The following is a 14,829-nucleotide window of genomic DNA, read 5'->3' as shown; positions in this document are numbered from 1 at the left end:
CGTTTTTACGGCTTTTTTCAATGAATCATATTTAGGAGGACCCCATGGCAACAATTCAATGGTTTCCGGGCCACATGTCAAAAGCTCGCAGGCAGGTGCAGGAGAACATCAAGCACGTTGATTTCGTGACTATTTTGGTCGATGCCCGCTTGCCCCTATCCAGCCAAAACCCTATGCTGACCAAGATTGTTGGCGATAAGCCCAAGCTCATGATTCTCAACAAGGTCGATTTGGCAGACCCTGTTCGTACCAAAGAATGGCAGAGCTACTTTGAAGGTCAGGGCATTCGCACCCTTGCCATCAACTCAAAAGAGCAAGCGACGGTAAAAAAAGTGACCGACGCAGCCAAGAGTCTGATGAAAGACAAGATTGAACGCCTCCGCGAAAGAGGGATTCAAAAGGAGACCTTGCGAACCATGATTATCGGTATTCCAAACGCTGGCAAGTCTACCCTTATGAACCGTCTGGCTGGAAAGAAAATTGCCGTTGTCGGTAACAAACCAGGTGTGACCAAAGGTCAACAGTGGCTCAAGTCCAATAAAGACCTTGAAATCCTTGATACACCAGGTATTCTCTGGCCTAAGTTTGAGGACCAGGAAGTTGGACTTAAGTTGGCTCTGACAGGAGCAATCAAGGACCAACTCTTGCCTATGGACGAGGTCACTATTTTTGGTTTGGACTATTTCAAGGCACATTACCCAGAACGTCTACAAGAGCGGTTCAAGGGCATGGATTTGGAGCAGGAAACGCCTGAACTCATCATGGATTGGACTAAAAAATTGGGCTTCCGTGATGATTATGACCGTTTTTACAACCTCTTTGTCAAGGACGTTCGAGACGGGCATTTGGGCACCTATACATTGGATAAGGTGAGTGACTTAGATGGCAACGATTAAGGAAGTGACTGCTCTGCTGGCTCAGGTGGACAGTCTAGAAAGCTCTGTCTGGTTGGAACTAGCTCAGGACGTGCGAGCAGGGGTCCAGGCTGCTATCAAGAAACGCCGTAAGGAGCTGGAAAAAGAAGCAGCAGAAGAAGCTCGCTTAGAAGCTATGCTATGTTACGAAAAAGCCCTTTATGAAAATGGGGTGGAGTTAATCGCTGGGATCGACGAAGTCGGTCGGGGGCCTCTAGCAGGTCCTGTGGTGGCTGCGGCGGTTATCTTGCCCAAAGGGTGCAAAATCCGCTTCCTCAACGACTCCAAGAAAATCCCCAAGTCCAAGCACGAAGCTATCTACCAAGAAGTCATGGAGCGAGCCGTGGCAGTCGGTGTGGGTGTCAAAGATGCAGCTGTCATCGACCAGGTTAATATCTACGAGGCGACCAAGTTAGCTATGCTAGAGGCTTTGGGGCAGTTGAGCCAAGAGCCTGAACACCTTTTGATAGATGCAATGAAGTTGGATACCTCCATACCGCAAACCTCTATCATCAAGGGGGATGCCAACAGCCTGTCTATCGCAGCCGCCTCTATCGTGGCCAAGGTGACGCGGGACAAGATGATGGCGGATTATGACAAGGAGTTCTCAGGCTACGGCTTCGCCAAAAATGCAGGTTATGGAACGGCAGAGCATTTGGAAGGCTTGAACAAGCTAGGCATCACGCCAATTCACCGTAAGACCTTTGAGCCCATTAAGTCTATGGTAGCAGGGGGAAACTAGTCTTGACAGTCTTTTTCTGGCTATTTTTAGTGGCTATTGGTCTGTTTGCTCTTGTCTATTTCTGGGAGCGGCGGTCGATTTTTATCTCACTGTTTGCTTTGAATATCCTCGTCTGGGCCTTGGCATGGATTATCTCAACAGGCATTCTCGAAAACAATGAAATCTTACGCTTGCTGGCTATAGCCGTGGCGATGGTGCTCTTTTTAGCCTTGTTAAGTGGTCCATTTGTCCTGCTTTTCACGCTTTATCTAAATGGCTTTCAAATTTTGAAGAGAGAAGGGGTTCGCTTCCATAATTTCCTATCCATGGGACTGGCAGTCGCCCTGACTTTCTATCTCTTCATCGCTCCCTTTGTGGTTCAATCCCTTTCAGGCATCAGCTTTTTCAACATGCTGTTCGTCTACGTTGGTTTTTTGGTGTCATATGCTATTATCATCAGCATGCTCTATACCACGTCTAGCTTTGTCAATTTGGTCAATCTCTTCCCAGGCAAGCTTGATTATGTAGTGGTCTTAGGTGCTGGCCTGATTGGTGACAAGGTAACACCACTTTTGGCTTCGCGGATTGAAAAAGGCATAGCGCTCTACCAGAAACATCCTGGCAGCAAGCTCATCATGTCAGGCGGACAGGGGCCTGATGAACTCCTGGCAGAGGGGCAGGCCATGGCTAACTATGCCTTGGAACATGGGATTCCTGCGGAAGATATTGTGATAGAAAACCAATCAACCAATACCGAGGAAAACTTGAAATTTTCCTATGCCCTGATGAAACCTGGTAGTCGATTTGCCCTTGTAACCAATTACTATCACGTTTTCAGAGCTCTGCTATTGGCACGACAATTGAAAATCAAATGTATCGGCTATGGGGCAAAAACCAGATTTTACTTTAGCCTTAATGCCTTCATTCGGGAATTTGTTGGCTATGTGGTCATGAGCCGAAAGGCACATTTGGTATTTTTGAGCATCATGTCAGCCCTTTATCTGATTGGAGTGATCATCAGTTTAATGCATTAAAAACAGCCTCTAGGTTTCTAGAAGCTGTTTTCTTATAGCATAAAGTAGACAATGGCGATATATTGCAGTGCTGAAGCCAGTAGGATAAAGAGATGCCAAATCATATGGAAATAGGGCTTTTTCTTAGCGTAGAAGAGGGCTCCAATAGTATAAGATAAACCACCAGCCAGCATCAAAATTCCGAAAACAAGTCCAGTATTTTGCAGAATGGCTGGCAAGATAAAGACAACCAACCAGCCCATAAAGAGATAGAGAAAAAGGCTGAATTTTTCATTGATTTTTTTGGCGAAAATTTTATAGAGAATGCCAAAAATGGTTAATCCCCATTGTAAACCAACAATTAGATACCCCAACCAACCACCGACCAAGGATAGGGCAACAGGTGTGTAGCTTCCAGCGATAGCGATGTAAATCATGCTATGGTCGATAATCCTTAGGATGTATTTGTGAGTAGAAGCGTAGGGCATGGAGTGGTAGATGGATGAGGAAAGGAACATGAGAAATAGGCTGATGACAAAGATAGTCATGCCGACCACAGCAGTCACGTTATAATCTTGAAAGGAATGTATAGCAGTAATGGGGAGTAAGACCAACATAAATAGGGCTCCGACTGCATGGGTGACACTATTTGCGATTTCTTCGCCAAAAGACAATTTCAGACTTAATTTCAAACTAGGATTCATGGTGACTCCTTTCTAATTCCATAGTGAGTTGACGGGTTTTGTAATATAGTTTAACAGACTGGCAGGCATAACGAATGATTTCAGGCGTTTCATCGCTCTCCTCGTTTCGCATACAGTCAACAAAATGATTGTATAAGGTTTCAGAGTTGTTCGAGTGGAGAAGAAGATTTAAGGTCTGACTGATTTCTTGAATGGAAAAGACATTTTTTAAGATAGTCAAGGCTATCAAGCGGGCAACTTGCTGTTTTTGATATTTTTTCTTAACAGGTTTCTCAATCTGTTTGTGTTTAACGTAATTATTGATCATTGCAGCAGTTAATACCCTTCGAAAATCAACATTATCCCTTGTCAACTTGCCTTGATGAACCCCAGTCCTATCATCAGCTTCATTTCCTAGGCTACTGTTGATTTTCATTGAGTATAAACTCTTCTGTTCAAGGCTTTCCTGAGAGTTGACTACTTGATTAACATACAGCAGAACTTGGTCCAAATACAAATCTAGATCAGGTAATTCATGCCAGTAGGGGATGGTCTGTTTCATGATTGTATACTCTCTTTTATCTAGTATTGACAACTAGATTGTATGATATTGTTTATATAATGTCAAATAAAAACCTTCTGTAACAAGTAAATACAGAAGGTCTGGTTATTATGGAAGGATAAGATTTTCAGGTAGTGCCATCTTGTAAAGGGAGTAAGCCCCGTCTAGATTTTTAACCTTAAAGCCCTTTTCTTTTAAGATACGTTCGGCAATGTACGAGCGAAGGCCACTATGGCAACTGACGATGTATTCTTTTGAAGTGTCTAGTTCTCCTAGCCGCTCACGGAGTTGGTCCAGAGGAATATGGATGAATTCTTTGAATTGCCCATTTGCGACCTCACCAGGATTGCGGACGTCTAACAAGATTTTTCCGTTTGCTAGCTCCTCGTCTAGTTGGTGCCATTGGACATTTTGACTGATGCCTTCTGCGATGTTCATGGCAGCATATCCAATCATATTGACAGGATCTTTGGCTGAACCAAATGGTGGGGCGTAGGTCAATTCTAGTTCTGGCAAATCTTCAATCGTAAGTCCAGCCTTGATGGCAGTGGCAAGGACATCAATCCGCTTATCAATACCTTTTTGACCGACTGTCTGTGCACCAAAGATTTTTCCGTCAGTTGGTGAGAAAATAAGCTTCAGAACGATATCAGTTGCACCAGGATAGTAACCAGCATGGTCCTTTCCAGTTGTATGAACGACGGCATATTCATAACCGAGTGATTGAACGGTACGTTCGATTAAACCAGTTGATGCTGCCACTAAATCAAAGACTTTGACGATAGCAGTACCGATTGAGCCTCTGTTAGTGCGAGCCAATCCAGCAATGACATCAGCTACCTGTCTTCCCTGACGGTTAGCAGGAGAGGCCAATGAAATCAAGGCATCCTGTCCTGTTATTTCTTGTTTAACTACAATGGCATCACCAACGGCGTAGATATTATCTTGATTGGTCTGATAGTTTTGGTCTACGAGTATTCCACCTCGAAGTCCTAGCTTGATTCCAGCATTTTTAGCCAGTTGACTATCGGGAGCAACACCAACTGATAAAATAGTTACATCAGATGATAGGGTCTGTCCATTAGAAAGTTCGACTACTTGACCCTTTTCACGAAAAGCAGTGACAGACTGCCCTGTGATTACTTTGACACCTTTACTTGTTAGCTCGGCTTCAACAAAATGTGCCATTTCCAAGTCAAAAGTAGGTAATACATGAGGAGCCTGTTCGACAAGAGTGACTTTTAAGCCTTTTAAGGCAAGATTTTCAGTCATTTCTAGACCGATAAATCCTGCACCGATAACAACTGCGTGACCAGACTTGATTTGGTCTAGCTTGGTCATTATCTTGTCTAAATCAGGTACGTTCCGAAGTGTGAAGAGATTTTCAGCTTCTTCAATTCCCTTTAAATTTGGGATGACAGGTTTGGCACCTGGTGATAGGATTAGTTTGTCGTAGCTTTCAATGATGTCACCGTTTGGAGTATTCACTGTAACAGTCTGCTTGTCAGCATTGATACTAATGACTTCATGGAAAGGGCGGACATCTAGATTAAAGCGTTTTTTCAAACTTTCTGGCGTTTGGAGTAATAAGCTATCATGCTCTGCTATTTCCCCAGAAATATGATAAGGTAAACCGCAGTTGGCAAAGGAAACGTATGGTCCTTTTTCAAACACAATGATTTCAGCATCTTCCATGAGACGACGCAGACGAGTAGCAGCAGACATACCGCCAGCAATCCCACCGACAATAACAATTTTCATTTAAACCTCCTAAATAATATCTCCAGTCCAGGCATTCATACCGCCTTGAACATTGACCGCTTGATAGCCTTGAGATGTTAAGTAATCTGTCGCCCGTTGGCTACGCATACCTGATTGACAGATGATCAGATAGTATTTGTTTTTATCACCTTTAAATTGGTCGATTTGACTTAATGGCTGGTTGATAGCTTCTGGAATGTGACCACTGGCAAATTCATCAACTTCACGGACGTCCAACAATTTGGTGTTTTTATCTTCCAATACTTTTGGCAAATCTTGTAAAGATAAACTTTCTTTTTGCTTTAAAATTGTAGATAATATCTGTTTCAACATAAATACCTCTTTCATACCCCTAGGGGTATTTTAAATATAGCAGATGATAACGCTGATTGTCAAGTTTTAGAATTGACATTTTATGAAACAAGCAGTACCATATAGGGTATGAATACAGAGAAGAAAAAGATGATAAATCGTTTGAAACGTGCAGAAGGTCAGCTCCGTGGCATTCAAAACATGATTGAAGAAGAGCAAGAGTGTATCGATATTGTGATGCAGCTGAGTGCAGTTCGTTCCAGTATCAACAGTATGATGGGAATGGTCATTGCTCAAAAAGTTCAAGATTGCATTAAACACCCTTCCGATAATCCCGAGGAACAAGAGGCACGGCTAGCAGAAGCTATTAATTTGATTATAAAAAAATAGGAGTAGGGCTATGTTAACAGAAAAAGAAAAGATGATAGCTGGGCAATTATATATAGCTGCCGATCCAGAACTTAGACAAATGAGAACTCTGGCTCGCCAAAAGATGCGGGACTTCAATAATGAATTAGATGGCTCTATACGTTCTCAAATCTTGAAAAACTGGTTTGGAGCTACAGGAGAGCGGATTTACATGGAGCCAAATTTCTACTGCGATTACGGAAGTAACATTCATGTCGGAGAGGATTTTTATGCTAATTTCAACTGTACTATGCTCGATGTCTGTCCGATACGAATCGGGAAAAATGCTATGCTTGGTCCCAATGTGCAATTGTTGACTCCATTACATCCTTTAGATCCCGATGAAAGAAATTCAGGAAAAGAATATGGCGCACCTATTACCATTGGTGATAATTTCTGGGCTGGTGGTGGTGTGACAATCTTACCAGGCGTGACCTTGGGGGACAATGTCGTTGTTGGTGCTGGTGCTGTTGTAACCAAGTCTTTTGGTGATAATGTCGTTTTAGCAGGAAATCCTGCGCGTGTGATTAAAGAAATACCTCAAAAATAATTCTCCCATTTGGGAGAATTTTTTCTTTCCATTACGAACAATAAGAATGAGGTGAAGTAAATGAATAATTTTGAATTGTTTAAATGGAAAAAAGCTGGTTTGACCAATCTTAATATTAATAAAGTTTTGGCCTATCAAGAAAAACATGGTAAAAAATTGACCTTACGTAATGTCGCTGTAGTGTCTGAATGTAAAAATCCAGTGCTATTTATGGAAAATTATAAGAATCTAGATACAAAAGCCTGTCGCGAGGAATTTAATAAGTATCCATCATTTTCAATTTTAGATGATATCTATCCTTTGGCGCTCAAACAGATTTACAATCCACCTGTACTTTTGTTTTATCAAGGGGATTTAGAATTGCTAGAAAAATCAAAGCTGGCAGTTGTTGGTACACGAAATGCCAGTAAAAATGGTATCCAATCTGTTCAGAAAATTATCAAGGAATTGAGCAATCGCTTTGTCATTGTTAGTGGTTTGGCAAGAGGAATTGATACGGCTGCCCACATCGCCAGTTTGAAAAATGGAGGCCAAACCATTGCTGTAATCGGAACAGGTTTAGATAATATTTATCCAAAAGAAAATAAAGATTTGCAGACCTATATTGGCAAACACCATCTGGTGCTGACAGAGTATGAAGCTGGTGCTCAGCCACTCAAATACCATTTCCCTGAACGGAATCGGATCATTGCTGGGTTGGTAGAAGGTCTGGTGGTCTGTGAGGCAAAAATGCGGTCTGGTAGCTTGATTACCTGCGAACGTGCCTTGGAAGAAGGAAGAGAAGTCTATGCTATTCCAGGTTCCATTATGGACGGAAAATCAGATGGTTGTCATCATCTGATTCAAGAGGGGGCAAAGTGCATCACATCAGGCTTGGACATCATTTCTGAGTATCAATTTTAAAACAAGTCTTCCTATAGGAAAATAAATATCTTGACACTGACTGAAAAATAGTATATTCTTTGTGAGGTTAAAAATATTTGTAAGGTATAAGAATGGCTACAAAAACAGTTAGTAAGAAAAAAACAACAACCAAGAAAAATCTCGTTATTGTAGAGTCACCTGCTAAGGCAAAAACAATCGAAAAATATCTTGGTAAAAATTATAAGGTCGTTGCTTCAGTCGGGCATATTCGAGATTTGAAGAAATCTAGTATGTCTATTGACTTTGATAACAACTATGCACCTGAGTACATCAACATCCGTGGAAAAGGACCACTCATCAATTCTTTGAAAAAAGAAGCAAAAAATGCTAAGCAAGTCTTTCTTGCGAGTGACCCGGACCGCGAAGGAGAAGCAATTTCTTGGCATTTGGCTCACATTTTGGGATTGGACGCAAACGATAAAAACCGTGTTGTCTTTAATGAAATTACAAAAGATGCAGTAAAAAATGCTTTTCAGGAGCCACGTGCTATTAACCTAGACTTGGTAGATGCCCAGCAAGCTCGTCGCGTCTTAGACCGTATTGTAGGGTACTCCATATCACCTATTTTATGGAAGAAAGTCAAAAAAGGTCTGTCAGCAGGACGTGTTCAATCGGTTGCTCTCAAATTAATAATCGACCGTGAAAATGAAATCAGCAATTTCAAACCAGAAGAATATTGGACAATTGATGCAACCTTCAAAAAGGGGAGCAAGAAATTCCAGGCTTCATTCTACGGTATAGATGGAAAGAAAACTAAAATTGAAAACAATGAGCAGGTTAAAGAAATTCTTGCCCGACTTGATGGAGATGATTTCTTAGTAGAACAGGTTGAGCGTAAGGAACGCAAACGAAATGCACCTCTGCCTTACACAACTTCTACTATGCAGATGGATGCGGCTAATAAAATCAATTTCCGTACTCGTAAAACCATGATGGTTGCCCAACAACTTTATGAGGGTGTCAGTCTTGGCACAGGTGGTACCCAAGGTTTGATTACCTATATGCGTACGGATTCAACACGTATTAGCCCTGTTGCACAAGCACAAGCTGCTGACTTTATCACGGAGCGTTTTGGTGCTACCTATTCAAAGCATGGTAACAAAGTAAAAAATGCCAGTGGTGCACAAGATGCCCACGAAGCCATTCGTCCATCAAATGTTAACTTAACACCTGAATCAATTGCGAAATATCTGGACAAGGACCAATTGCGACTATATACACTGATTTGGAATCGTTTTGTCGCAAGTCAGATGGCCGCAGCAGTTTTTGATACCATGAGTGTTCGTTTGGGTCAAAATGGTATTGTCTTTGCTGCTAATGGTAGCCAAGTAAAATTCGATGGTTATATGGCTGTCTATAACGACGCTGATAAAAATAAGATGTTGCCAGATATGGAACAAGGTGACACGGTGGTACGCGCGTCAACAAATCCAGAACAACACTTTACTCAGCCGCCAGCTCGCTACTCTGAAGCAACCTTAATTAAAACATTAGAAGAGAATGGTGTAGGTCGCCCGTCAACCTATGCACCAACAATTGAAACCATTCAAAAACGTTACTATGTTAAGCTTGCGGCTAAGCGATTTGAACCGACTGAACTCGGAGAAATCGTTAATAAGCTGATTGTTGAGTTCTTCCCAGATATTGTCAATGTCAAATTTACAGCCGATATGGAACAAAAATTGGATGATGTAGAAATCGGGAAAGAGCAGTGGCAGAAGGTCATTGACGGTTTCTATCAGCCATTCAAGGTAGAATTATCTAAGGCAGAAGAACAGATGGAAAAAATCCAAATTAAGGATGAACCAGCTGGCTTTGACTGTGATGTTTGTGGACATGAAATGGTTATTAAATTAGGTCGCTTTGGAAAATTCTATGCATGTAGCAATTTCCCAGACTGTCGCAATACCAAGCAAATCACTAAAGAAATCGGTGTGACTTGTCCGGTTTGCCAAAAAGGGCAAGTGATTGAACGCAAGAGTAAACGCAATCGTCTTTTCTATGGTTGCGATCGCTACCCAGAGTGTGAATTTACTTCTTGGGACAAGCCAGTCGGGCGTTCTTGTCCGAAATGCGACCACTATCTCGTTGAGAAAAAAGTTCGTGGTGGTGGTAAACAAGTTGTCTGTCCAAATGGTGACTACGAAGAAGACAAGATTAAATAAGATTAAACTGCTATTCTCAAGGGAATGGCAGTTGTTTTTTATAGTCATGTTAGTTTATCTTAGCTAACTTCGACGAGCGAGAGGCTGGGCAAAAAGCCCAGCACCGCTTCTCAAAGTTAGTGTCAATATCTCAGCGCAGTGGTTGATTGGGTTTAACAGGCCAGTGGAGTAAAACTGTTCAGTGAACTGTGTCAGCCTGAGCTTAGAAATGAAAAAATCGAGCTAAAAAGGTTGGAGATAGGATTTGCGAAGCAAATCGCAGAAGTTCGTGTTTCACATTCCAAGTCTGACCTCTACAACTGAAGCGAACTAAACGGCAATACCAGTTTGAAAAAATGTTTAAAAAATGTTAAAAAATAGGAGAAAAGTCTTGCATTATTGAAAATACTGTGTTATGATAATTGAGGTTTGAAAAAACTGACCTAAGACAGTAGGGGAGCTGGACTCATAAACATCCTACCGAGGCACAAAACGATTATTGAGATAAACGTATTTGTACTTTCGTGTCTAGGTTTAGGTGCGATTTTTTTGTGCCTAGCCCAAAATAAAAACGGAGGTAAAAAAATGAGTGAAGCTATTATCGCTAAAAAAGCGGAATTAGTAAATGCCGTTGCTGAGCAAATGAAAGCTGCAACATCTATCGTTGTTGTAGACGCTCGTGGTTTGACAGTAGAACAAGATACAGTTCTTCGTCGTAACTTGCGTGGTGCAGAAGTTGAGTACAAAGTTATCAAAAACTCAATCTTGCGTCGTGCTGCTGAGCAAGCTGGTCTTGAAGGTCTTGCAGAATTGTTTGTAGGTCCATCTGCAGTTGCATTCTCAAACGATGCAGTTGCTCCAGCTAAAACAATTTACGATTTCGCGAAAACTGCTGATGCTCTTGAAATCAAAGGTGGAGCTGTAGAAGGTAAAGTTTCTTCTAAAGAAGAAATCGAAGCACTTGCTACATTGCCAAACCGCGAAGGCATGCTTTCTATGTTGCTTTCTGTACTTCAAGCGCCAGTTCGCAACGTTGCATACGCTGTTAAAGCTGTTGCAGAAAAAGAAGACGCAGCTTAATGCGTCAGAGCGTAGCTGCTTAGTGCTACAAACTATTTAAAAACCTAAATTGGAGGAAAATCACAATGGCATTGAACATTGAAAACATTATTGCTGAAATTAAAGAAGCTACTATCCTTGAGCTTAACGACCTTGTTAAAGCTATCGAAGAAGAATTTGGTGTAACTGCAGCTGCTCCTGTAGCTGTTGCTGCAGCTGGTGGTGCTGCTGAAGAAGCTAAAGATTCATTCGACGTTGAATTGACATCTGCTGGCGACAAAAAAGTTGGCGTTATCAAAGTTGTACGTGAAATCACTGGTCTTGGTCTTAAAGAAGCTAAAGAGCTTGTTGACGGTGCACCAGCTATGGTTAAAGAAGGCGTTGCAACTGCAGAAGCTGAAGAAATCAAAGCTAAATTGGAAGAAGCAGGCGCTTCAGTTACTCTTAAATAATAGAGTTTCCAATCAAAATAAAAACCTATCACTTAATGTGATAGGTTTTTTCGTTCTATTGTTGCAAACGTTTTCGTTGTGGGGTATAATATAAAAAATGCTGTCTAAAGATTAGGAGAAAGACATGAAAAGTTACAAAAACTATATCTTCGATTTTTATGGTACATTGGTTGATATTCGTACAGATGAAAATAAACTAGAGGTCTGGAATCAGCTAACACAGATTTACAATGCTTTTGGTTGTTCCTATCGGCCGCGCCAGTTGAAAAATGCCTATCATCGTTTTGTAGAAGAGGCGGAGAGATCTCTCGCGGAAACAGTGAGTTATCAGTATGTCGAAATTGATTTAGAAACAATCTTCATTCGTCTATTAACGGATGTACCAAATGAAAACCAAAGTACCAATAAACCGACTGATTTAGAGACTTTTGGACAAGTAGTAGCCGCGATTTTCCGCGTACTTTCACGTGAAAAGTTAGAAGCTTATGAAAATACCCTAACTAGTCTACAGACATTAAAGGATAGAGAAGCGCGATTATTTATTCTCTCCAATGCTCAACGAATTTTTACTCAGGTAGAAATTGAACAGACAGGTTGTGTTGAGTTGATGGAAAAAATTTATATCTCTTCCGACTTTAAGATGAAGAAGCCTGAACCAGCATTTCTTCAACTGGTTTTAGAGGAAAATAATCTTGATGTTGAGGAAACGGTTATGATTGGTAATGATTTGACATCCGATATAGCTATTGCTCATGAATTGGGAATGGATTCCATTTTGCTGAATACTTTCCCGTATAGTCAGGAAGAAATCGACTCTTATAGGAGACTTGGTTGGAACTTTGAGGTTGTTGGAGATATAGCGGAGCTATTGTAAATAAGCTATAGAATAACAAATGATATACATAAAATATATTATGTAAAAAATCGGAGCTACTTTTATTTCAATGAAGGTAGTTTTGTCTTTTCTAGCCATTTTCTGGTATACTAGATAGGTATAAAATTTAGAAAGGTTCTGTTTTGGGGTATTCCCAAACAGTAGTCAGATCTTCTGGCTAGAGGTATTAGTTTCATGTCTCAAACCCACATTAATGTTATCGGAGCTGGCTTGGCTGGCTCAGAAGCTGCTTATCAGATTGCCAAACGCGGCATTCCTGTCAAACTTTACGAGATGCGAGGTGTCAAACCGACCCCTCAGCACAAGACAGACAAGTTTGCCGAGTTGGTTTGTTCCAATTCATTCCGCGGCGATAGTTTGACCAACGCTGTCGGCCTTCTCAAGGAAGAAATGCGTCGTTTGGATTCCATTATCATGCGAGCTGGCGAGGCCCACCGTGTGCCTGCTGGCGGGGCTATGGCTATGGACCGTGAAAATTTCTCTCAAGCAGTCACAGATGAGATTCACAACCACCCGCTGATTGAGGTCATTCGTGGCGAGATTACAGAGATTCCTGAAGATGCGATTACAGTTATCGCGACGGGGCCTTTGACGTCTGACGCCTTGGCGGAGAAGATTCACGCCCTCAACGGTGGCGACGGTTTTTACTTCTACGATGCGGCAGCGCCGATTGTGGACAGCTCGACCATTAACATGGACTTGGTTTATCTTAAGTCCCGTTACGACAAGGGAGAGGCTGCCTATCTCAATGCTCCGATGAACAAGGAGCAGTTCACCGCTTTCTATGAGGCTTTGATTTCAGCTGAGGAAGCACCGCTTAACTCCTTTGAAAAAGAAAAATACTTTGAAGGCTGTATGCCTATTGAGGTCATGGCCAAACGTGGCATCAAAACCATGCTCTATGGCCCAATGAAGCCAGTTGGTCTGGAATACCCAGAAGACTACAAGGGCCCACGTGATGGCGAATACAAGACACCTTACGCAGTTGTCCAGCTTCGTCAGGATAACGCAGCAGGTGGCCTTTATAACATTGTCGGTTTCCAAACTCACCTTAAGTGGGGGGAGCAGAAGCGGGTCTTCCAGATGATTCCAGGACTTGAAAATGCGGAGTTTGTCCGCTACGGCGTTATGCACCGCAATTCCTACATGGATTCGCCAAACTTATTGGAACAGACCTTTGCGACCAAGAAAAATCCTAATCTTTTCTTTGCAGGTCAAATGACAGGAGTAGAAGGCTATGTCGAGTCTGCTGCCTCTGGCTTAGTGGCTGGTATCAACGCTGTTCGCCGCTTCCGTGGCGAAGACCCAGTCATCTTCCCGCAAACAACAGCCATCGGAGCTCTGCCATTCTACATCACCCACACCGAAAGCAAGCACTTCCAGCCTATGAATGTCAACTTTGGTATCATCAAGGAGCTGGACGGACCGCGTATCCGCGACAAGAAGGAGCGTTATGAGGCAATAGCAGAGCGTTCCCTCAAGGACTTGGAAGAGTTTTTGGCGGTTTAAACCGATAGTTTTCTTACGGAAAGTATCGGGAAAACTTGGATGTTAGATGATAAACTGATAGGGAAAGGAGAAGTTGATGATAAAAGAGTTCAATGCAACCGTACGTTACCTAGAGTCCGTTTTAGAAAGCGAAATCGATGAACGGGAATTTTTGCGCATATCAGGATATTCCGTTCCCATGTTTAGTCGTCTCTTTTCGATTCTGACAGATATGTCCTTGTCAGAATACGTTCGGTTACGAAAGTTGACGCGAGCTGCTATGGACATTCGTGAAGGACAGGCAAAGATTATAGATATAGCCCTTAAATATGGGTATGAATCTTCGGATTCTTTTGCCTTTGCCTTCAAACAATTTCATCAGATTTCTCCCAGTCAAGTACGCAAGGGCTTTCCCTTTAAGGTCGTCTTACCCTTGCAACTATCATTAACTGTCCAAGGAGGTAAAGAAATGGATGTTCGTATTGAAAAGAAGGCTAGTTTTACAGTTGCTGGGCTTCTTCGCACAGCAATCAGTAATGAAGTGTGTCCGAAGGTATGGGAAGACTTGTTCAAGAACCATACTTATGAAGAGTTAGCTACTCTAGGAAGTGGGCAGTCCTTTGGAGTTTGTACATTAGCTCAAGCGGACGAGACGATTAATTATATGGCTGCTTATGATGTCACAGATAGGGAAAAAGCGACTAAGTTAGGCTTAGAACTGCTTGATGTTCACGAAGCTGACTATGCTATTTTTACCCTAACAGGCCCCATTCCTCAATCTATTCATGCAGGATGGCGTTATGCGCTAGAAACTTTTTTTCCTGAACACGGCTATCGCCATTCAGGTGCACCAGATTTTGAGTACTATTTTGAAGGAGAGATGAGTTCCCCAGACTACCAAATGGAACTCTGGATTCCCATTGTGAAAGCATAATGTACAGGA

Annotated in this window: 16 protein-coding genes and 1 other annotated feature; of the genes, 12 read left to right on the top strand and 4 right to left on the bottom strand. The window is 42.0% G+C overall.

Features of this window, described 5'->3' with window-relative positions; genetic code table 11:
• Positions 1-44 precede the first annotated feature (44 nt).
• Genes ylqF through ODU45_RS00480 form a run of 3 tightly spaced genes read left to right on the top strand, consistent with a single transcriptional unit; the run spans position 45 to position 2,669 of the window.
• On the top strand, positions 45-896 hold the full coding sequence (gene ylqF / locus ODU45_RS00490) for a ribosome biogenesis GTPase YlqF (protein ID WP_398580543.1): 852 nt from the start codon (positions 45-47) through the stop codon (positions 894-896).
• Positions 883-1,656 (top strand): ribonuclease HII, encoded by a 774-nt coding sequence (locus tag ODU45_RS00485; protein ID WP_398580542.1) that lies wholly within the window; start codon positions 883-885, stop codon positions 1,654-1,656. Before ylqF ends, ODU45_RS00485 begins: the two co-directional genes overlap by 14 nt.
• 2 nt (positions 1,657-1,658) lie before the next feature.
• Complete coding sequence (locus tag ODU45_RS00480) at positions 1,659-2,669, top strand: YdcF family protein (protein WP_024412531.1); 1,011 nt, start codon at positions 1,659-1,661, stop codon at positions 2,667-2,669.
• Between the two features lie 32 nt (positions 2,670-2,701).
• Here the strand turns inward: ODU45_RS00480 and ODU45_RS00475 are convergent, their stop codons facing one another.
• From ODU45_RS00475 to ODU45_RS00460, 4 genes are all read right to left on the bottom strand, one after another.
• On the bottom strand, positions 2,702-3,352 hold the full coding sequence (locus tag ODU45_RS00475) for a hemolysin III family protein (RefSeq protein WP_398580541.1): 651 nt from the start codon (positions 3,350-3,352) through the stop codon (positions 2,702-2,704).
• Positions 3,342-3,893, bottom strand: coding sequence for a DUF1836 domain-containing protein (locus tag ODU45_RS00470; RefSeq protein ID WP_024412533.1), 552 nt, complete (start codon positions 3,891-3,893; stop codon positions 3,342-3,344). Before ODU45_RS00470 ends, ODU45_RS00475 begins: the two co-directional genes overlap by 11 nt.
• 108 nt (positions 3,894-4,001) lie before the next feature.
• Positions 4,002-5,654 (bottom strand): FAD-dependent oxidoreductase, encoded by a 1,653-nt coding sequence (locus ODU45_RS00465; RefSeq protein ID WP_398580540.1) that lies wholly within the window; start codon positions 5,652-5,654, stop codon positions 4,002-4,004.
• Positions 5,655-5,663: 9 nt separating this feature from the next.
• Positions 5,664-5,987: a rhodanese-like domain-containing protein gene (locus tag ODU45_RS00460; RefSeq protein ID WP_398580539.1), complete on the bottom strand. Its 324-nt coding sequence runs from the start codon at positions 5,985-5,987 to the stop codon at positions 5,664-5,666.
• A 108-nt stretch (positions 5,988-6,095) separates the two neighbouring features.
• On the opposite strand from ODU45_RS00460, the gene ODU45_RS00455 reads away from it, so the two are divergent.
• The 9 genes from ODU45_RS00455 to ODU45_RS00415 all read left to right on the top strand — a co-directional run bounded on the left by ODU45_RS00455 (position 6,096) and on the right by ODU45_RS00415 (position 14,820).
• Positions 6,096-6,356: a metal-sensitive transcriptional regulator gene (locus tag ODU45_RS00455; protein ID WP_105139026.1), complete on the top strand. Its 261-nt coding sequence runs from the start codon at positions 6,096-6,098 to the stop codon at positions 6,354-6,356.
• A 10-nt stretch (positions 6,357-6,366) separates the two neighbouring features.
• Complete coding sequence (locus ODU45_RS00450; RefSeq protein WP_398580538.1) at positions 6,367-6,924, top strand: sugar O-acetyltransferase; 558 nt, start codon at positions 6,367-6,369, stop codon at positions 6,922-6,924.
• 60 nt (positions 6,925-6,984) lie between these two features.
• Positions 6,985-7,827 carry a DNA-processing protein DprA gene (gene dprA, locus ODU45_RS00445; RefSeq protein WP_172030335.1) on the top strand — a complete coding sequence of 281 codons (843 nt, stop codon included), beginning with the start codon at positions 6,985-6,987 and terminating at the stop codon, positions 7,825-7,827.
• 92 nt (positions 7,828-7,919) lie between these two features.
• Positions 7,920-10,013 carry a type I DNA topoisomerase gene (gene topA, locus ODU45_RS00440; RefSeq protein WP_004195696.1) on the top strand — a complete coding sequence of 698 codons (2,094 nt, stop codon included), beginning with the start codon at positions 7,920-7,922 and terminating at the stop codon, positions 10,011-10,013.
• 403 nt (positions 10,014-10,416) lie between these two features.
• Positions 10,417-10,551: a sequence feature (ribosomal protein L10 leader region), on the top strand.
• A gap of 26 nt (positions 10,552-10,577) precedes the next feature.
• Positions 10,578-11,072: a 50S ribosomal protein L10 gene (rplJ, locus tag ODU45_RS00435; protein WP_002936486.1), complete on the top strand. Its 495-nt coding sequence runs from the start codon at positions 10,578-10,580 to the stop codon at positions 11,070-11,072.
• A 65-nt stretch (positions 11,073-11,137) separates the two neighbouring features.
• A complete protein-coding gene (gene rplL, locus ODU45_RS00430; RefSeq protein ID WP_002936483.1) occupies positions 11,138-11,503 on the top strand; it encodes a 50S ribosomal protein L7/L12 in 366 nt (121 codons plus the stop codon).
• Positions 11,504-11,627: 124 nt separating this feature from the next.
• Positions 11,628-12,377: an HAD family hydrolase gene (locus ODU45_RS00425; RefSeq protein ID WP_398580537.1), complete on the top strand. Its 750-nt coding sequence runs from the start codon at positions 11,628-11,630 to the stop codon at positions 12,375-12,377.
• Positions 12,378-12,572: 195 nt separating this feature from the next.
• Complete coding sequence (trmFO, locus tag ODU45_RS00420) at positions 12,573-13,907, top strand: methylenetetrahydrofolate--tRNA-(uracil(54)-C(5))-methyltransferase (FADH(2)-oxidizing) TrmFO (protein WP_398580536.1); 1,335 nt, start codon at positions 12,573-12,575, stop codon at positions 13,905-13,907.
• Positions 13,908-13,983: 76 nt separating this feature from the next.
• Entirely contained in the window at positions 13,984-14,820 is an 837-nt protein-coding gene (locus tag ODU45_RS00415) for a GyrI-like domain-containing protein (protein WP_398580535.1), read from the top strand.
• Positions 14,821-14,829 lie beyond the last annotated feature (9 nt).

It is taken from the genome of Streptococcus sp. 2022WUSS135 (assembly GCF_044427045.1).
In the GTDB taxonomy this organism is placed as follows: domain Bacteria; phylum Bacillota; class Bacilli; order Lactobacillales; family Streptococcaceae; genus Streptococcus; species Streptococcus hashimotonensis.
Note: the sequence above shows the minus strand (reverse complement) of the source record. Positions and strands in the feature narration are given on the sequence as shown.